The 18,869-nt window shown below is 67.0% G+C and carries 18 protein-coding genes; 12 read left to right on the plus strand and 6 right to left on the minus strand.

Annotated features, from left to right (window positions below; translation table 11 throughout):
- A partial coding sequence (locus ABE423_RS17890) for a transposase (RefSeq protein ID WP_346486998.1) occupies positions 1–715 on the plus strand: 715 nt, incomplete at its 5' end.
- 66 nt (positions 716–781) lie between these two features.
- On the opposite strand, the gene ddlA is transcribed toward ABE423_RS17890, so the two are convergent.
- Complete coding sequence (ddlA, locus tag ABE423_RS17895; RefSeq protein WP_180837896.1) at positions 782–1,876, minus strand: D-alanine--D-alanine ligase; 1,095 nt, start codon at positions 1,874–1,876, stop codon at positions 782–784.
- Positions 1,877–2,414: 538 nt separating this feature from the next.
- Between ddlA and ABE423_RS17900 the strand changes: the two genes are divergently transcribed.
- From ABE423_RS17900 to ABE423_RS17915, 4 genes are all read left to right on the plus strand, one after another.
- On the plus strand, positions 2,415–3,050 hold the full coding sequence (locus ABE423_RS17900) for an SCP2 sterol-binding domain-containing protein (RefSeq protein ID WP_132808782.1): 636 nt from the start codon (positions 2,415–2,417) through the stop codon (positions 3,048–3,050).
- Positions 3,047–4,702: a ubiquinone biosynthesis regulatory protein kinase UbiB gene (gene ubiB / locus ABE423_RS17905; RefSeq protein WP_180837897.1), complete on the plus strand. Its 1,656-nt coding sequence runs from the start codon at positions 3,047–3,049 to the stop codon at positions 4,700–4,702. Before ABE423_RS17900 ends, ubiB begins: the two co-directional genes overlap by 4 nt.
- 5 nt (positions 4,703–4,707) lie before the next feature.
- Positions 4,708–5,286, plus strand: a complete 579-nt coding sequence (locus ABE423_RS17910) for an O-methyltransferase (protein ID WP_180837898.1) — start codon at positions 4,708–4,710, stop codon at positions 5,284–5,286.
- Positions 5,287–5,427: 141 nt separating this feature from the next.
- Positions 5,428–6,171 (plus strand): pseudouridine synthase, encoded by a 744-nt coding sequence (locus ABE423_RS17915; RefSeq protein WP_049421002.1) that lies wholly within the window; start codon positions 5,428–5,430, stop codon positions 6,169–6,171.
- A 75-nt stretch (positions 6,172–6,246) separates the two neighbouring features.
- Here the strand turns inward: ABE423_RS17915 and ABE423_RS17920 are convergent, their stop codons facing one another.
- Positions 6,247–6,774 (minus strand): DUF2059 domain-containing protein, encoded by a 528-nt coding sequence (locus ABE423_RS17920; RefSeq protein WP_125895907.1) that lies wholly within the window; start codon positions 6,772–6,774, stop codon positions 6,247–6,249.
- A 134-nt stretch (positions 6,775–6,908) separates the two neighbouring features.
- On the opposite strand from ABE423_RS17920, the gene arfB reads away from it, so the two are divergent.
- The 3 genes from arfB (at position 6,909) to dcp (ending at position 10,215) form a co-directional block, all read left to right on the plus strand.
- Complete coding sequence (gene arfB, locus ABE423_RS17925; protein ID WP_253145734.1) at positions 6,909–7,340, plus strand: alternative ribosome rescue aminoacyl-tRNA hydrolase ArfB; 432 nt, start codon at positions 6,909–6,911, stop codon at positions 7,338–7,340.
- A 4-nt stretch (positions 7,341–7,344) separates the two neighbouring features.
- A complete protein-coding gene (locus ABE423_RS17930) occupies positions 7,345–7,947 on the plus strand; it encodes a lysophospholipid acyltransferase family protein (RefSeq protein ID WP_032130468.1) in 603 nt (200 codons plus the stop codon).
- 111 nt (positions 7,948–8,058) lie between these two features.
- A complete protein-coding gene (gene dcp, locus ABE423_RS17935; protein ID WP_107431618.1) occupies positions 8,059–10,215 on the plus strand; it encodes a peptidyl-dipeptidase Dcp in 2,157 nt (718 codons plus the stop codon).
- Between the two features lie 182 nt (positions 10,216–10,397).
- Here the strand turns inward: dcp and ABE423_RS17940 are convergent, their stop codons facing one another.
- Both ABE423_RS17940 and ABE423_RS17945 read right to left on the minus strand, forming a co-directional pair.
- A complete protein-coding gene (locus tag ABE423_RS17940; protein WP_004153636.1) occupies positions 10,398–10,844 on the minus strand; it encodes a 3-dehydroquinate dehydratase in 447 nt (148 codons plus the stop codon).
- A 3-nt stretch (positions 10,845–10,847) separates the two neighbouring features.
- A complete protein-coding gene (locus ABE423_RS17945; protein ID WP_021203742.1) occupies positions 10,848–11,249 on the minus strand; it encodes a hypothetical protein in 402 nt (133 codons plus the stop codon).
- 182 nt (positions 11,250–11,431) lie between these two features.
- Here ABE423_RS17945 and lepB point away from each other — a divergent pair, with 182 nt between their 5' ends.
- A complete protein-coding gene (gene lepB / locus ABE423_RS17950; RefSeq protein WP_180837900.1) occupies positions 11,432–12,058 on the plus strand; it encodes a signal peptidase I in 627 nt (208 codons plus the stop codon).
- 124 nt (positions 12,059–12,182) lie between these two features.
- Positions 12,183–13,439 (plus strand): MFS transporter, encoded by a 1,257-nt coding sequence (locus ABE423_RS17955; RefSeq protein ID WP_346487004.1) that lies wholly within the window; start codon positions 12,183–12,185, stop codon positions 13,437–13,439.
- Between the two features lie 83 nt (positions 13,440–13,522).
- Here the strand turns inward: ABE423_RS17955 and ABE423_RS17960 are convergent, their stop codons facing one another.
- Both ABE423_RS17960 and ABE423_RS17965 read right to left on the minus strand, forming a co-directional pair.
- Positions 13,523–14,431 carry a LysR substrate-binding domain-containing protein gene (locus ABE423_RS17960; protein WP_346487006.1) on the minus strand — a complete coding sequence of 303 codons (909 nt, stop codon included), beginning with the start codon at positions 14,429–14,431 and terminating at the stop codon, positions 13,523–13,525.
- Between the two features lie 274 nt (positions 14,432–14,705).
- Positions 14,706–15,674, minus strand: coding sequence for a LysR family transcriptional regulator (locus ABE423_RS17965; RefSeq protein WP_346487008.1), 969 nt, complete (start codon positions 15,672–15,674; stop codon positions 14,706–14,708).
- Positions 15,675–15,784: 110 nt separating this feature from the next.
- Here ABE423_RS17965 and aceB point away from each other — a divergent pair, with 110 nt between their 5' ends.
- Both aceB and aceA read left to right on the plus strand, forming a co-directional pair.
- Positions 15,785–17,407 carry a malate synthase A gene (aceB, locus tag ABE423_RS17970; RefSeq protein WP_346487010.1) on the plus strand — a complete coding sequence of 541 codons (1,623 nt, stop codon included), beginning with the start codon at positions 15,785–15,787 and terminating at the stop codon, positions 17,405–17,407.
- Between the two features lie 64 nt (positions 17,408–17,471).
- Positions 17,472–18,773, plus strand: coding sequence for an isocitrate lyase (gene aceA / locus ABE423_RS17975; protein ID WP_346487012.1), 1,302 nt, complete (start codon positions 17,472–17,474; stop codon positions 18,771–18,773).
- Positions 18,774–18,869 lie beyond the last annotated feature (96 nt).

Raw genomic sequence — 18,869 nt, forward strand, 5'->3', positions numbered from 1 at the left:
CGGCCGGGCGACGGGCTCGCGTGGCAAGACGGACGCCATGGACGCCGAAGCGATCGCCCGGTACGTGAAGAAGGAGAACGATCGCCTGCGTGAATACGTACCGCGTACCGACGAGCAGCAGCAGATGCACGATTTGCTGCGCAAGCGGCAGACGCTGGTAAAGACACGCGCGCGCCTGGAGCAATCCTTCGGGGTAAGCAAAAGTGCCCCCGGGGAGCTGTCAGATCTGTTCTGCGCTCTGGCTGGGACGCTGTCCGAGCTGGAAAGCGAACTGCAGCGCTTGGGTCGCGATGGAGAGCATGGCACGCTCTACAAGCGCCTGTTGACCATCCCTGGTATCGGCCCCGCCGTCGCCGCTCACCTGATTTACTACATGACGCGCTGGCCGTTGGCCAACGCCAACGCGTGGATCGCCTGCACCGGCCTGGATCCCCGGCCCAACGAGTCTGGCGGCAGAACGGGACGGCGTCGGCTGTCCAAACAGGGCGCGCCAGTGCTGCGCCAGATGCTCTACATGGCCGCAATGGGGCTCAAGCGGTGTCGCCGGGGGCAACCGCTCTACGACGAGCTGTCAAAACGCGGTCACCCCAGCACCGCCGTCTTCAACATCCTGGCCAGAAAGCTGGCCAGGATCGCCTGGGGTGTCTTCAAAAGCGGCCGGGACTTCGATCCGGCCATGCTGAAGGTGGGTCAAGCCTGCTTCCAGCAGGCTTGACCACGAACATAGGATCTCGACTCATGAAAAGCAGTCGAGCATGGCTCGACTCTACAGAGAGCGCCTCTACACGGCGCTGTGCAATCCGCGATCGGCTTCATGGCGCTCCAGCGCCAGTTCGATCAGGCGCGTGATCAGCGTGGTGTAGTCCACACCGCTGGCGCCCCACAGCTTCGGGTACATGCTGATGCGGGTGAAGCCCGGCAGGGTGTTGACCTCGTTGATGACGATGTCGCCGCCTGCGGTGAGGAACACATCCACACGCGCCATGCCCGCACACTCCAGCGCCTGGTAGGCCTGCAGCGCGATCTGCTGGATACGCGCCTGGGTTGCGGCATCGATATCCGCTGGCACCACCACCTCGGCGCCATCCTCGTTGATGTACTTGGTGTCGTAGGCGTAGAACTCGTCGTGCACCACCACCTCGCCGCACAGGCTGGCCTGCGGCTGTTCGTTGCCCAGCACCGCGCACTCGATCTCACGGCCGACCACCGCCGATTCGACCAGCACCTTGTGGTCATAGCGCAGCGCCAATGCAAGTGCCTCGGCGAAGCCCGCCGCATCCTTGACCTTGCTCACACCCACGGACGAACCCTGGTTGGCCGGCTTCACGAACAACGGCAGGCCGAGCTGCGCGATCACCGCATCGACATCAACGTCAGCGGCCTGGTGACGTCGGATGCACAGCCACGGCGCCACCTGCAGGCCAGCGTCGCGCAACAGGCGCTTGGTCACGTCCTTGTCCATCGCCACCGCCGAGCCCAGCACCGGCGAACCGACGAAGGGCAGGTTCGCCATGCGCAGCAGCCCCTGCAGCGCACCGTCCTCGCCCAGCGGCCCGTGCACGATCGGCAGCACCACATCGATCTGGCCCAGCGCGCTGGCCGCATCGGACGGCTGCAGCTGTGCCTGCTCAGCACCCGGGCGTACCGCCAGCGACGTGCCGGACCGATGCAGCGCGATGCGCGACGGATCATCGGCATTGATCAGGAAGGTATCCGGCTGGCTCAGATGCCATTGGCCCTGCTTGTCGATACCGACCAGCACCGGCTCGAAGCGCTCGCGATCAAGCGCATCGAGGATGTTCTTCGCCGACTGCAGCGAAACTTCGTGCTCGGAGGACTTGCCCCCGAAGATGATGCCGACCCGGGTCCGTGCCATGGTGTTGCGATGTCCTGTGCGTTGCGTGGCCGTACAGCATGAACCTTCCATTGCCGCACAGGTGAGGCATAGATGAACCGCCTGACGGTCGGCTCGAGTAGCGGCCAACCCTGGTTGGCACCCCCGGAAATCCAGCGCCGACCAAGGTCGGCATCCACCAACGCGAGATGCCATCAGCATTGGGGTCAGAGCCCGTTGCGCAGCAACGGGATCCGACCCCGGATAGCCTGACAGATCGCAGGAACCTGTCGAAGGTGGGGTGGGTCCGGTTGCGGGGGCGTGAGCCGCATGGGCCCGAGGCATGCCTCGGGCGGGTTGGGCAGGACGCCCAACCCCGGTCTTGCCGTGTGCGCAGGACAGCGCACACGAGCAAGCGGCGACCGAGCTTACAGGGATGTACTTGCAGCGGCCCCCGCAACCGAACCCACCCCGCCTCTCCACAGGAAGCCAGCCTTTGATGTTGCTCTGGCAGTCGCCTCTGCGGGTGCCGGGCGGCAGCCCGGCCCAAGCCCCCCACCCACGCAGGTAGAATGCGCACATGGCTCTCTCCCTGCTCAAGTCCCTCAAGCCGGTCGCTGGCCGCGCCCTGCAGATCGCCCTGAACCGCGCGCTGGCGCTGGATCCGGATACCCGCCATGCACTGGCCAGCCTCGACGGCCGGCACATCGACCTGACCCTGGAAGCGCCGTCGCTGGCCATGCGCATCAGCGTCGACGGTGATGCACTGCGGGTCGGCCCGGTGGACGCGCAGGAAGCCGACCTGGCCGTGCGCAGCAGCCTGGCCGGCGTGCTGGCGCAGCTGCCGCTGCTGGCCAACGCACGGCGCGGCGACAACAACGGCAAGGGTCGCGTGCGCGTGGCCGGTGATGCCGAACTGGCGCGTCGCCTGCAGCAGCTGGCCAAGGGCTTCGACCCGGACTGGCAGCAGCCCTTCGTCAGCGTGTTCGGCGAGGTGCTGGGCGTGCAGGTGGCCAACACCCTGCGCGGTGCCCTTCAGCACGCGCGCCAGGGCGCGATCGACCTGGCCCACAGCGCCGCCGAGTTCATCACCGAGGAATCGCGTGACGTGGTGCCGCGCGCCGAGCTGGATGCCTTCCACGACGATGTGGACGTGCTGCGCGACGACGTCGAACGCCTCGGTGCACGTGTGCAGCGTCTGCGGGGTGCCGCATGAAGGCCGTGCTGCGTGCCAGCCGCATCGGCCGGGTGATCCTGCGTTACCGCCTCGACGACCTGTTGCAGGGCACTCCCGCCGAGCGCTGGCTGCGCCTGGCCAAGCCGTTCGTGCCGCGCGCCTCGGCCGACATCGCCGCTCAGTCGCGCGGTGCACGCCTGCGTCTGGCGCTGCAGGATCTGGGCCCGATCTTCGTCAAGTTCGGCCAGATCCTGTCCACCCGCCGCGACCTGGTGCCGCCGGATGTGGCCAATGAACTGACCCTGCTGCAGGACCGGGTCAAGCCGTTCGATGGTGAGACCGCGCGTCGCATCGTCGAGGAAGCGCTGGGCCTGCCGGTCAGCGAGGCCTTCGCCAGCTTCGATACCGAACCGCTGGCCTCGGCCTCGATCGCGCAGGTGCACGCAGCCACGCTGGCCGATGGCCGCCAGGTGGTGGTCAAGGTGCTGCGCCCGGGCATCGAGAAGCAGATCGACGCCGATATCGCGTTGCTCAATTCGCTGGCTGCCCTGGTCGAGCGCACCCACCCGCGCGCCGACAAGATCCGCCCGCGCGAAGTGGTGGCCGAAGTCGAGAACACCCTGGCTGCCGAGCTGGACCTGCAGCGCGAAGGCGCCAATGCCAGCGTGCTGCGCCGCTTCTGGGAAAACAGCGCCGATCTGTACGTGCCGGAAGTGATCTGGAGCCACACCGCCGAGCGGGCACTGACCCTGGAACGCGTGTGGGGCATCCCGTCCGATGACATCGTCGCACTGGACAAGGCCGGCATCGACCGCAAGGCGCTGGCCGCCAAGGGCGTGCGGGTGTTCTACACCCAGGTGTTCCGCGACAACTTCTTCCACGCCGATGCGCACGCCGGCAACATCTGGGTCGACACCGATCCGGCGCGCCGCGCCAACCCGCGTTTCATCGCGCTGGACTTCGGCATCATGGGCCAGCTCTCGCAGGAAGATCAGTACTACCTGGCCGAGAACTTCATGGCCATCTTCAACCGCGATTACCGCCGCATCGCCGAACTGCACGTGCAGGCGCGCTGGATGCCGGACAACGTGCGCATCGATGACCTCGAGGCCGCCGTGCGTTCGGTGTGCGAGCCGTACTTCACCCGGCCGCTGTCGCAGATCTCGCTGGCCGAAGTGCTGATGAAGCTGTTCCGCGTGGCCCAGCGTTACCAGTTGACCCTGCAGCCGCAGCTGATCCTGCTGCAGAAGACCCTGCTGAACATCGAAGGCGTCGGCCGCCAGCTCGACCCGCAGATCGACATCTGGGCGGTGGCCAAGCCGGTGCTGGCGAAGATCCTGCGCGAGCGTTACAGCCCGCGCCGGGTGGTACGCGAGATCGGCAAGCGCCTGCCGGAAATCATGACCCATGCGCCGGACATGCCGCGCCTGGTGCACGCCTGGCTGACCCAGCAGGTGGAAGGCCGCCACGAACTGTCGATGCGTTCGCGCGACCTGGCCGCACTGGATGCCAGCGTGCAGCGCCTGCAGAAGCATGCGGTCGGCGCGATCACCGGTGTCGGCCTGCTGGCCATCGCTGCACTGATGTATGTGCTGCAGCCGCCGGGCTGGTACTGGGGCGACGTGCCGGCGTGGAGCTGGCTGTCCGGTGCGGTCGGCGCAGTGGCGCTGCTGCGCGCGTGGTGGAAGTAGGCCCCATGCTGCAGGCACTCAAGGACGAACTGATCCGCTTCGGCGCCGACAACGACGCACGCGAAAGCGAGCGCGGCCGACGCATGCTCAACATCACGCCCGACACCGGTGAATTCCTGTCGGTGCTGGTGCGCTTCGGCAACGCTCGCCGGGTGCTGGAAATCGGTACGTCCAACGGCTATTCCACGCTGTGGCTGGCCGAGGCAACCGCCGCCATCGACGGCCACGTGACCACGCTGGAATACGCCGAGAACAAGGTGGCGATGGCGCGTGATACCTTCGCGCGCAGTGGTCTGGCCGATCGCATCACGCTGGTCCACGACGATGCCGGGCTCTGGCTGGCGCAGGCCGCCGATGCCTGCATCGACCTGCTGTTCCTCGATTCGGACCGCGGGCAGTACGCCGGCTGGTGGCCGCAGCTGCGTCGCGTGCTGCGCCCGGGTGGCCTGCTGGTGGTGGACAACGCCACCTCGCATGCGGAAGAGATGCAACCGCTGCGTGCGCTGCTGGACGCTGATCCGGACTTCAGCACCAGCCTGGTGCCGGTGGGCAATGGCGAGCTGCTGGCCGTGCGCAGCGCCTGACCGCTCTACAGGTAGGTGCCAACCTTGGTTGGCACGCTGTTGCCGGCCGCTGGTCGGCAACCGCAGCCATCCGACTGCCCGGAGACAGCCGGCCAGCGGCCGGCTCTACCCCATTCAGTGCCCAGCCCCGATAATCCTGCCGTGAGCACCGAACCCGATACCCTCGCCGCGGTCGAGACCGACACCGCGCCCCTGCAGCTGCTGCACCTGGATGAGCGCCTGGCCGTGGTCAACAAGCCTGCCGGGCTGATGGTCCACGACAGCAAGCTGGCCCGTGGCGAAGACGACTTCCTGGCCGACCGCCTGCGCGAGCAGCTGGGCCGCCCGATCTTCCTCGTGCATCGCCTGGACCGGGCCACCAGTGGCTGCCTGCTGCTGGCCTTCGACCGCGATACCGCCAGTGCGCTGGGCAAGGCCCTGATGGGCGGCGAAGTGCTGAAGGACTACCTGACGGTCTGCCGGGGCTGGCCGGCCGAGCTCGCCTGGCAGGTCGATCATGATCTGGACGGCGGCCCGGGCAAGCCGGTGAAAAAGCCGGCGATCACCGACTTCCAGCGCCTGGCCACCGGCGAGCTGTCGGTGCCGGTCGGTGAATTCACCAGCTCGCGCTACGCACTGCTGCGCTGCCAGCCGCAGACCGGACGCTTCCGGCAGATCCGCCGGCACCTCAAGCACCTCTCGCATCACATGATCGGCGACACCAGCCACGGCGATGGCCGCCACAACCGCATCTTCCGCATGCAGGGCGTGCACCGCATGCTGCTGCACGCCGAGCGCCTGCGCTTCCCGCATCCGGACGGTGGCACGGTGGACGTGCGTGCGCCGTTGGACGGCGGGTTCCAGAAGGCGCTGGACCTGTTCGGCTGGCAGGTGGATACCGATTGACGGTAGTGCCGGCCGCTGGCCGGCATCTGCGCGATTCCATATGTAATGGGGAGCCGGCCAGCGGCCGGCACTACCTCATTTCTTTTCCGGCTCGTTGACGATCGCTTCCAGATCCTTCTGCAGGTCCGCAAACAGCGGCTGCATGCGCGCCTGGATCGCGACCATCACGTTCTGCATCAGCGCCGGGGTCTTGTCCAGCAGGCTCTGGCCGGCCGCGCTCTCGTAGAACTCGGCCATCGCCAACACGTCTTCCTTGCTGAAGGTCTTTTTGTACAGGTCCACGTACATCGGCCGCAGCTGCTGCCAGGACAGGGCCTGGCGCAGGGTCTGGCTGGTCCGCGCCTGGATCCGCTTCAGCTGTTCCTGCTGCTGGGCATTGAGCTGGCGCTGCGCGGCCACCTGCTGGAACTGCTGCTGCTGCATCGCCTCGATCTGCGGCAGCATGGTGTCGATCATGCTCTGCGCGCGCGAGGCCGACAGCAGGCGGTTGATGTCGCCATCGGTCGGCGGCGCGGCCAGGGCCGGAACGCTCGCCACGGCCAGCGCCAGCAGCAGGGCAGCGCGGCGCAGCAGGGACGGCAGGGCGGGTACGGTGCGGGTCATGCGGGGCTTCCTGCAGTACATGGGACGGCCAGCATACCCGCAGCCAAGGCGAAGGCGGCGTGTTCGGTACCTGATCGGCGGCATACGGGGCGCGATGCCGCACTCCGGTGCGTGGCTGCCGCTACAATGCGCGGATGGGCAGTGGACCGGTCACCATCAGCGCGCAGCTTGAAATCCCCGACGGCGAGATCGTCGAGCGGTTCGTGCGTGCCAGTGGCGCCGGTGGCCAGAACGTCAACAAGGTCTCCACCGCGGTGGAACTGCGTTTCGATGTGGCCAACTCGCCCTCGTTGCCCGAACCGTTGCGCGCGCGCCTGCTGGCGCGGCGTGACCGGCGCATGACCGGCGAAGGCGTGCTGGTCATCGACGCGCAACGTTTCCGGACCCAGGATCGCAATCGCGAGGATGCGCGCGATCGGCTGGCGGCCTTCATCCAGGCCGGGCTGAGCGTGCCCAAGCCGCGCAAGACCACCAAGCCGACCCTCGGGTCGAAACTGCGTCGTCTGGACGCCAAACGCGGGCGCGCGCAGATCAAGCGCGGGCGCTCATCACGTGACTGGGAGTGATTGCTTGAACAACCCGACTTCGTTGCTGCCGGCCGTGCCGCCGCAGATGCCGCAGGTCAAACCCAACGCCTTCCTGCGCTGGCTGGCGCGCTGCACCCTGCGCATGGGCGGCTGGAAGGTGACCGGTACCCTGCCTGACATCCCCAGGCTGGTCTTCATCATCGCCCCGCATTCGTCCAACTGGGACGGCCTGTGGGGCATGGCCGCGAAGATCGCGCTGGGCATGAAGGTGAAGGTGCTGGGCAAGGCATCGCTGTTCTGGTGGCCGCTCGGCCCGCTGCTGCACAAGCTGGGTGTGATCCCGCTGGACCGCAGCTCGCCGCAGGGCACCGTCGGCCAGGCCGTGGACCTGCTGCGCAACAACGAGAAGATGTGGTTTGCCATCACGCCCGAGGGCACCCGCAAGGCCGTGAAGGACTGGAAGGCCGGCTTCCTGAAGATCGCGCGGATGGCCGACGTGCCGATCCTGGCCGCGTATTTCCACTACCCGGAGAAGACTATCGGCATCGGTCCGCTGTTCACGCCGACCGGCGATGACGCCGCCGACATGGCCGCCATCCGCGAGTTCTACCGGCCCTGGATCGGCAAGACCCGCGGTACGGTCTGAGCCGGCCGCAGGCCGCCGCATAGACGCCACGTCCGGCACATGCCGGGCGAGCGCGACAGGAGTAGGGTGGACGGCTGGTATCCCGTACCGTCTGCCCAAGGAGTGTTTTACATGTCGCGTACCGTAGTCCTGGCCGCCGCCATCAGCCTGGCGCTGGCGGCCTGTTCCGGCAAGGAGTCCACCCCCGTGTCCGATGCCCAGAAAGCCCCGGCCCAGCAGCCGGCCGAAGCCTCCACCAATCCGCTGCTGAGCGCCAGCACGCTGCCGTTCCAGGCGCCGCAGTTCGACAAGATCAAGGACAGCGACTACCTGCCGGCGTTCGAAGAAGGCATGCGCCAGCACCTGGCCGACGTGCGCAAGATCGCTGACAGCAGCGAGCCGGCCACCTTCGACAACACCATCGTGGCGATGGAGCGCAGCGGCGAGACGCTGAATCGCGTGTCGCGCATCTTCTTCGGCCTGGTCCAGGCCGATACCAACGATGCGCGCCAGAAGATCCAGGAAGACGTGGCGCCGAAGCTGGCCGCGCACCAGGACGAGATCAACCTCGATCCGAAGCTGTTCGCGCGCGTGAAGTCGCTGTACGACCAGCGTGACACGCTGGAGCTGGACCCGGTGCAGAAGCGCCTGGTCGAGCACTACTACGACGGTCTGGTGCGCGCCGGTGCGCAGCTGTCCGACGCCGACAAGGCGAGCCTGCGCAAGCTCAACGTGGAAGAAACCACCCTTTCCACCCAGTTCCACACCCGTCTGGTGGCCGCCACCGCCGCAGCGGCCGTCGTGGTCGACGACAAGGCCAAGCTGGCCGGCCTGGACGAGAATGCGATCAACAACGCTGCCAACGCCGCCAAGGACCGCAAGCTGGATGGCAAGTTCCTGCTGCCGCTGCAGAACACCACCCAGCAGCCGGTGCTCGGCTCGCTGAGCGACCGCGACCAGCGTGCCGCCGTGCTGAAGGCTTCGGAAACCCGCGCCGAGCGTGGCGATGCCAACGACACCCGGCAGACCGTGCAGCGCCTGGCCCAGCTGCGTGCGCAGAAGGCCAAGCTGCTCGGCTTTGACACCTTCGCCGACTACCAGCTGGGCGACCAGATGGCCAAGACCCCGGCCGCCGCGCTCAAGCTGCTGACCGACACCGTGCCGGCCGCCACCGCCAAGGCGCGCGCCGAGGCCGGCGAGATCCAGAAGGTGATCGACGCGCAGAAGGGTGGTTTCCAGGTCGCTGCCTCGGACTGGGACTTCTACGCCGAGCAGGTGCGCAAGGCCAAGTACGATCTGGACGAGTCGCAGATCAAGCCGTACTTCGAACTGGACAACGTGCTGCAGAACGGCGTCTTCTACGCCGCCACCCAGCTGTACGGCATCACCTTCAAGCCGCGTACCGACATTCCGACCTACAACCCGGACATGAAGGTGTACGAAGTGTTCGACAAGGACGGCACCTCGCTGGCCCTGTTCTACACCGACTACTTCAAGCGTGACAGCAAGTCCGGCGGCGCCTGGATGGACGTGTTCGTCGAGCAGGACGGCCTGACCGGTGCCAAGCCGGTGGTCTACAACGTCTGCAACTTCACCAAGCCGGCCGCCGGCCAGCCTGCGCTGATCAGCTTCGACGACGTGACCACGATGTTCCATGAGTTCGGCCATGCGCTGCACGGCATGTTCTCGAACGTGAAGTACCCGTCGATCGCCGGTACCGCCACCTCGCGTGATTTCGTCGAGTTCCCGTCGCAGTTCAACGAGCACTGGGCGCTGGATCCGAAGGTGTTCGCCAACTACGCCAAGCACTACAAGACCGGCGAGGCGATGCCGCAGGAACTGGTCGACAAGATCCTCAAGGCACGCAGCTTCAACCAGGGCTACGCGACCACCGAGTACCTGTCGGCCGCGCTGCTCGACCTGGCCTGGCATACGCAGAAGGCCGATGCGCCGCTGCAGGATGTCGGCGCCTTTGAAGCCAGCGCGCTGAAGAAGTTCAAGGTCGACCTGCCGCAGGTGCCGCCGCGTTACCGCACCACCTACTTCGATCACATCTGGGGTGGCGGTTACTCGGCCGGTTACTACGCCTACTTCTGGGCCGAAGTGCTGGACCATGACGCCTACCAGTGGTTCACCGAACACGGTGGCCTGACCGCGGCCAACGGCCAGGAGTTCCGCGACAAGATCCTCTCGCGCGGCAACAGCGTGGAGCTGTCGACCCTGTACCGCGATTTCCGCGGCAAGGACCCGTCGGTGGAACCGCTGCTGAAGTTCCGCGGGCTGAAATAAGAAAGCGAAAACGGCGGGGGCAACCCCGCCGTTTTTCTTTCTGTAGCGTCGAGCTTGCTCGACATTCTTCTGTAGAGCCGAGCCTACGCTCGGCTGCGATTCCCGCCCTTGTAGAGCCGAGCCATGCTCGGCTGCCTTTCGATGAAAAACCAGTCGAGCATGGCTCGACTCTACAAACAACGTTACGTCCCCACGTGCACCCGGTTCGCCTGCTCGGCCAGGCCCAGGTGATCCAGCGCGATATCCAGCGCCAGCACATAGCTCTGCGCGCCGTAACCAGCGGCGATGCCCAGGCGCTGGCCGACACCGGCCGGCAGGCACGGCTCGGCCACTGCACCGTCGTCATGCACTTCCACATAGGCGTTGTGCAGGTAGGGCAGCAGGCGCTGCAGGCGCAGGCTGTTGGCACACGCACCCGGATCCAGCAGGGTCACCTCGCCGCGACTGTGGTCGGCCACGCGCAGCGCGTCCAGCAGTTCCTGTTCCGAACCACAGGCACGGATCGCCACGCTGGTGCCGGCGTCGATCGCACGATGCACCAGTGACTTGAGTACCGGTGCCGGCAACGGCATTGCCGTGCGGATCAGCGCACCGGCCGCTTCCGGGCCACGGATGATGAAGATCGACATGGCTCAGCCCTCCTGTGCCAGACGGCGGCCGACAATGGCCAGCGACAATGGATACCCCGCCTGCTGGCTGCGCTGGTCCACCACCACCGCAGCAGGACCATGCTGCAGGCGCAGGCGCGCATCCAGGCCGGGTTCGCTGGGTGACTGCAGTTCGATGTACTGCGCCGGCAACCGTTCCAGCGCCGCCTGCAGCGCGCCGCCCTCGGCCTGCCATTGCGCCTCGTCGGCCACGCCGACATCCAGCAGCACCCAGTCGGCCGAGCGCGCCTGCGGCTGGCACAGGCACTGGCGCACTTCAGACAGGCTGGCGCAGTCGCTGCACAGCACGCGATGGCCGGCCAGCTGCGCCGGCAGCTGCGGACGCGGCGCCGACGAAGATGCGTGGCGGATCACCAGGAGGGTCATACAACACCTTGCGGAATGCGCCCTGTGGCGCGGTGGGCACACGATGCGCGCGGTGGCCGTAAAGGTGCGATGCCCGCGCCCGGGCCGGGGCGTAAAACCTGCGTAACCCGTGTCCGGCGCTACCGGGAACCTCCTGCGCCCGGATGTGGTCTGATAGCGCTACCACTTGCTCGGAGCCTGTCATGGATGCTGTTGCCCGCCCCCCGTTTTCCGAACGCGCGCTGGTCTGGCTGAAGAAGGAGGCGCTGCCGTTGCTGGTGATGCTTGGCCTGCTCGCCGCCGCCCGCGATACCCTCGCCAACCACTACGTGGTGCCCAGCGGCTCGATGCAGCCGACCCTGCAGCCCGGCGACCGGGTGGTGGTGGACATGCGCGCCTATGGCCTGCGCCTGCCGTTTACCGGCAAGGAACTGATGGCGACCGGCACCCCGCAGCGCGGCGAAGTGGCGGTATTCGACTCGCCGGCCGACGGCACCCGCCTGATCAAGCGCGTGGCTGCAGTGGCCGGTGATCATGTGCAGCTGCGCGAAGGCCATCTGAGCATCAACGGCCAGCCGCTGCAGACCGCCGACCTGCAGGATGTGGAAGCCTTCGGTGAACGCCGTGCCAGCCTCGATCTGGACATGGGGGGCGGCCCGGACATCGCCGACCTGGTGGTACCGGCCGGCAAGGTGCTGGTGTTGGGTGACCACCGTGGCAACAGCTTCGATGGCCGCTTCTTCGGCTTCGTAGATGCCGACAAGGTCTACGGCCGTGCGGTGGCGGTGTACTACCGCCGCGGCGACGGTTTCGAGTGGCAGCGCCTGTAAGCTGAATTGATACTTCTTGAGTATCAATCCTGACTTATCAGGTTATGGATCGACTGGATGGACGGGCCTAGTCTGAGGCCCGTTCCCTCCCACGCCCGGCCGTCCCCACCGGCCCTTCGATTCCATGACTGGCGAAACTGCGGCGGCCGTCGAACGCCGCCCCCCCACTGTCGATCCCATCGCCGAGACCCGCATCCAGCAGGGCACACCGGCCTTCCGCCGCACCGCGCTCGCGTTGTTCCTGGCCGGTTTCTCCACCTTCGGCCTGCTCTACACGGTGCAGCCGCTGCTGCCGGAGTTCAGCCGTCATTTCGGCGTGTCCGCCGCCGGCAGCGCGATGTCGCTGTCGTTGACCACCGGCACGCTGGCAGTGGCGATGCTGCTGGCCGGCCTGCTCTCCGATGCGGTCGGCCGCCGTCCTTTGATGATCGCCGCGCTGCTGGCCTCGGCCACGCTGTCGCTGTGCACGGCACTGGTGGATGACTGGACCACGCTGCTGGTACTGCGCACCCTGCTCGGCCTGGCGTTGAGCGGCGTGCCGGCAGTGGCGATGACCTACCTGGTCGAGGAAATGGACAGCCGCGCGCTGGGCCTGGCGATGGGCCTGTACATCGGCGGCAACGCCATCGGTGGCATGAGCGGGCGCCTGCTGGCCGGCATCATCGCCGACCACTGGGGCTGGCGCTGGGGCATCGGCGTGGTTTCGATCATCGCCATCGCCAGTACCGTGCTGCTGTGGCTGCAGCTGCCGCCGTCGCGCCACTTCCACCCGCGCCGCGATGGCCTGCGCCAATTGCCGTCGCGCTGGCGCACGCTGTTCGCCGACCCGGGCCTGCCGTGGCTGTTCGCCACCTCGTTCGTGCTGATGGGCGTGTTCGTCACCCTCTACAACTACCTCGGGTATCACCTGCTGGCGCCGCCGTACCACCTCAGCCAGACCGTGGTCGGGCTGATCTTCAGCGTGTACCTGGTGGGTACCTTCAGTTCGGCGTGGATGGGCCAGCAGGCCACGCGCTACGGTCGCGGCCGCATCCTGTCGATCTCGTTCGCGTTGATCGGTGCCGGCATCGTGCTGCTGGCGATGCCGTGGCTGAGCGCGATGGCACTCGGTATCGCGCTGGTCACGTTTGGGTTCTTCGGCGGCCATTCGGTGGCCAGCAGCTGGGTCGGCAGCCGCGCAGGTGCAATGCGCGCGGAAGCCTCGGCGCTGTATCTGTTTGCCTACTATCTGGGTTCCAGCGTGCTCGGTGCTGTCGGCGGCCTGGCCTATGCGGCGTGGGACTGGCTGGGCGTGTGCGTGTTCGCTGCCGTGTTGACCCTGATCGGCGGAGGTATTGTGTGGGCGCTGCAGCAGCGCGCCCAGCAGCCGCTGACGGCGTGATCCTGCTCTGGTAGATGCCGACCTTGGTCGGCGCTGTGGCCGTGGGCCAACCAAGGTTGGCCACTACCGGGTGGGTTGCACCCTCACCCCTCCGCGAACGCCTCGCGCAGCAGCCCAGCAAAATTGCGGATCAGCGGTGTCACCCCTTCGCGGTGCCATGCCAGCTGCACTTCCGAATGCGCCCCGGTATCGGCCATCGCCACGAAGCGCGCGCCTTCCACCCGGATGTGGTCGCACGACGACGGCAGGATCGCTGCGCCCAGGCCTGCGGCGGCCAGACTGATCAGCGTCGATGCCTCGCCCGCCTCCTGCACGATGCGCGGGGTGAATCCCGCCGCCGCACACAGCGCGATCATGTGGTCGTGGATGCCGGCACCGGCACTGCGGCGGAACGCCACGAACGGTTCCTGCGCGAAGTCGCGCAGCGACAACGTGCCCTGCTTCGACAGTCTGCGCAGGGCAGGATGGTCGGCATGCACGATCAACGCCAGCGGATCGACGAACAGGCTGTGCGCCACCAGTTCCGGCGGCAACGCGCGCTTGCGGATGATGCCCACGTCCAGGCGGCCATCGAGCAGTGCATCGATCTGCTGTAGGGTGTTCATCTCGCTCAGCTGCAGCCGCACCTGCGGATAGCGTTGGCGGTACTGCAGGATTGAACGCGGAATCTGCGGTGACAGCGGCGTGGCGCGGGTCAATCCGATGCGCAGCTCACCCTGCTCACCGCGCTGCGCACGCTGTACCTCGTCCACCGCCGTTTCCACCTGCTGCACGATGGCCCGTGCACGTTCCTGCAGCAGCTCGCCCGCCGGCGTCAGCTGCACACGACGGTGGCTGCGTACGAACAGGCGCGCACCGATCAGGTCTTCCAGCTGGCGGATCTGCTGGCTGAGCGGCGGCTGCGACATGCCCAGCCGCTCCGCCGCCTGGCCGAAGTGCAGCGTGTCGGCGACGGCAAGGAAGTAACGCAGATGGCGGAGTTCGATGGACATGGCGCCAGTTTATTCATCGTCAGCCGGAAATGGGGTCAGAGCCCGTTGCGCAGCAACGGGATCCGACCCCGACAGATCGCGGCCAACTGTCGAAGGCGGGGTGGGTCCGGTTGCGGGGGCGTGAGCCGCATGGATGCGGCGACCGAGCTTACATGGACGTACCTGCAGCGTCCCCCGCAACCGGATCCACCCCGCCATCCCACGGAACGCCCGCTTTTGACGTTGACGTTGACGTTGATTCGGCAGGTGCAGGGCGCAGCCCTGCCGCACACCCTCACCGCTCGGAATGCCCGCTCTGGTCGTAGTCGCGCGGACTGAACAACTCCGGCTGGATCAGCTCCACAAACGCCCGCGCCTGCGCCGACAGCGCCTTGCCACGCCGCACGATCACCCCGTAACTGCGTTCCGGGAACCAGCGCTTCATCGACCGCGCCGCCAGCCGCTCGCGGTCGGCCTCGTTCAGGCACAGCGCCGGCACGATGGAAATGCCCATGCCCATCGCCACGTACTGCTTGATCACCTCCCAGCCACCCACTTCCAATGCCACGGTGTAGGCGATGCGGTGGCGCTGGAATACCTGGTCGACCAGGCGGTAGGTGATCTGCCGCTTCGGTGGCAGCACCAGCGGAAAACGCGCGATGTCGGCCAGTTCCAGCTCGCCACCGCTGGCCAGCGGATGGTCGTGCGGGGCGATCAGCACCTGCTCGAAACGGTAGGCCGGTGCGTAGCTGAGATCGGCCGGCACATCAGTCATCGAGCCGATCGCCAGGTCGGCGGCATCCTCGCGCAGCAGGTCGGTGCCATCGGCACTGATCGCGTTGTGCAGGGTCAGGCGCACGTCCGGATGGTGCAGGCGGAAGCGTTCGACGATCTTCGGCAGCAAATACAGGATGGTTGAACTGTTGGCGGCGATGTTCAGCTCGCCCGCGTCCAGGCCGCGCACCTTGTCGCGGAAGCGCGCCTCCAGCCCGTCCAGGTTCTCCACCAGCGGCTGTGCCATTTCGTAGAGCAGCTGGCCCTCGCGGCTGGGCACCAGGCGGCGCCCGCTGCGCTCGAACAGGGGTACCCCCAGCTCACGCTCCAGCGCCTGCAGCTGCAGGCTGATGGCCGGCTGGCTGACGAAAAGCGCCTCAGCCGCACGTGAGACCGAGCCCAGACGCACCGTCTGGCAGAACGCGCGCAGCGGCTTCAACCGGTCGGATTTGTAGGAAAAACGAGGACTTGGCGAAGGGCGCGTGGTCATGGCGTCACAAGTATTAGCACAAATTATGTAGAGCATTGCAAAAACTGTTTTGCCAAATACTTGGCGCCAACGGCACCGTGGAGGCGTTCCCCCACCGCTGGAGTCGCCCCATGTCCGCCGTCGCTTCCGCTGTTCCCACCCTTGCCGCCAAGGCCACCCCCGGTATCGCCCTGGCGACCCGCGTGGCCGGCCAGGACACCCTGCTGCCGGCGCCGCTGCTGGCCCTGCTGGTGTCGCTGCACCGCGCGGTGGAACCGGGCCGGCAGGCACGGCTGCAGGCCCGTCGGGAGCGTCAGGCGTTCTTCGACCAGGGCGGCCTGCCGGACTTCCGCGAAGACACCACCGCGATCCGCAGCGGCGACTGGCGTGTTGCCCCGCTGCCGACCGCGCTGCAGGACCGTCGCGTCGAGATCACCGGCCCGACCGACCCGAAGATGGTCATCAACGCGCTGAACTCCGGCGCCAAGGTATTCATGGCCGACTTCGAGGATTCGACCTCGCCGACCTGGCGCAACCTGCTGGCCGGGCAGCAGTCGCTGGCCGCCGCGGTGCGTGGCGATCTCGAATACACCGCACCCAATGGAAAGCACTACGCCCTGCGCCCGTTCGACGAACAGGCGGTGCTGATCGTGCGCCCGCGCGGCTGGCACCTGGACGAGAAGCACGTGCGCATCGATGGCCAGTTCATCGCTGGTGGCCTGTTCGACGCGGCGGTGTTCGCCTTCCACAACGCCCGCACCCTGCAGGCCAAGGATCGCGGCCCGTACTTCTACCTGCCCAAGCTGCAGAGCATGGAAGAGGCGGCGCTGTGGGAGACCGCGCTGTCGCACATCGAAGGCATGCTCGGCCTGCCGCACGGCCAGATCAAGGTGACCGTGCTGATCGAAACGCTGCCGGCGGTGTTCGAGATGGACGAGATCCTGCACGCGCTGCGTGACCGCATCGTCGGCCTGAACTGCGGGCGCTGGGACTACATCTTCTCGTACCTGAAGACCTTCCGCCGCCATGCCGACCGCGTGCTGCCCGAACGCGGCCAGGTGACCATGACCCAGCCGTTCCTGAAGGCGTACTCGGAGCTGTTGATCCAGACCTGCCATCGCCGCGGTGCGCATGCGATGGGCGGCATGGCTGCGCAGATTCCGATCAACAACGATGCCGCTGCCAACGAGCAGGCGATGGCCCGCGTGCGTGCTGACAAGCTGCGCGAGGTCACTGCCGGCCACGACGGTACCTGGGTGGCGCACCCGGCGCTGATTCCGGTGGCGATGGCGATCTTCGACGAACACATGCCCACCGCGAACCAGCACAGCGTGCTGCGCCAGGATGTGCGCGTCGGCCGCGACGAACTGATCGCGCGGCCGCCGGGCACCATCACCCGTGCCGGCTTTGAGGGCAACGTGGAAGTCTGCGTGCGCTATCTGGCGGCGTGGCTGGATGGCAACGGCTGCGTGCCGATCCACCACCTGATGGAGGACGCGGCCACCGCCGAGATCAGCCGCAGCCAGCTGTGGCAGTGGCTGCATACGCCGGGCCAGCAGCTGGACGATGGCACTGCGATCGACCTGGCGCTGCTGGATTCCACCCTCTCGCAGCTGCCGGCACGGCTGGGCGATACCGCCGCGCTGCCCGGTGGTGCACGCATCGGCGAGGCCATCGCCCTGCTCGGCGAACTGAGCCGCAGCGAAGAGCTCACCGATTTCCTGACCCTGCCGGCCTACGCGCGCATCGACTGATCGCCGACCGCGTTTCCTGCCGTTTCCCTCCCCGCTGCACGCACGAACCGAACTGGAGAAAGACATGAGCAAGCTGCCCACTGCCGAACAGATCCAGCACGACTGGGATACCAACCCGCGTTGGGAAGGCATCCAGCGCAACTACAGCGCCGCTGACGTGGTGCGCCTGCGCGGCACCGTCCACATCGAGCATTCGCTGGCCCGCCTGGGTGCGGAGAAGCTGTGGGTGTCGCTGCATGAGCGCGAGTTCGTCAACGCGCTGGGTGCATTGACCGGCAACCAGGCCATGCAGCAGGTCAAGGCCGGGCTGAAGGCGATCTACCTGTCTGGCTGGCAGGTGGCGGCCGACGCCAACCTGGCCGGGCAGATGTACCCGGACCAGTCGCTGTACCCGGCCGATTCGGTGCCGGCGGTAGTCAAGCGCATCAACAACACGCTGCTGCGCGCCGACCAGCTGCACCACGCCGAAGGCAAGGACGACATCGACTTCCTGCAGCCGATCGTGGCCGATGCGGAAGCCGGTTTCGGCGGCGTGCTCAATGCGTTCGAACTGATGAAGGCGATGATCGAGGCCGGTGCCGCTGGCGTGCACTTCGAAGACCAGCTGGCCTCGGTGAAGAAGTGCGGCCACATGGGCGGCAAGGTGCTGGTGCCGACCCGCGAGGCCATCGAGAAGCTCAACGCCGCGCGCCTGGCCGCCGACGTGCTGGGCGTGCCGACCCTGCTGGTGGCGCGTACCGATGCCGAGGCCGCGGATCTGCTGACCAGCGACATCGATGGCAACGACAAGCCATTCGCCACCGGCGAGCGCACCGTGGAAGGCTTCTACAAGACCCGCAACGGCCTGGACCAGGCGATCAGCCGTGGCCTGGCCTATGCGCCCTACGCCGACCTGGTGTGGTGCGAGACCGGCAAGCCGGACCTGGAGTTTGCACGCAAGTTCGCCGAGGCGATCCATGCGAAGTTCCCGGGCAAGCTGCTGGCCTACAACTGCTCGCCCAGCTTCAACTGGAAGAAGAACCTGGACGACGCCACCATCGCCAAGTTCCAGCGCGAGCTGGGCAGCTACGGCTACAAGTTCCAGTTCATCACCCTGGCCGGCTTCCATGCATTGAACTACGGCATGTTCAATCTGGCCCACGGCTATGCACGTCGACAGATGAGCGCGTTCGTGGAACTGCAGGAAGCCGAGTTCGAGGCGGCAGAGCGCGGCTTCACTGCGGTCAAGCATCAGCGTGAGGTTGGCACCGGCTACTTCGATGCGGTGACCCAGGCGATCCAACAGGGCCAGTCGTCGACCACCGCATTGACCGGTTCGACCGAGGAAGAGCAGTTCCACGGCGGGCGCAGCGAACGCGCGGCGTGATGCGGTAGTGCCGGCCGCGGGCCGGCCCCCCCCTGGTGGTTGGGGGCCCACCGGGCAGGCGGGCCGCGGCCCGCGCGAACCAAGGCGACGGAACCG

This window comes from Stenotrophomonas sp. TWI1409 (assembly GCF_039673015.1).
Lineage (GTDB): Bacteria > Pseudomonadota > Gammaproteobacteria > Xanthomonadales > Xanthomonadaceae > Stenotrophomonas > Stenotrophomonas maltophilia_A.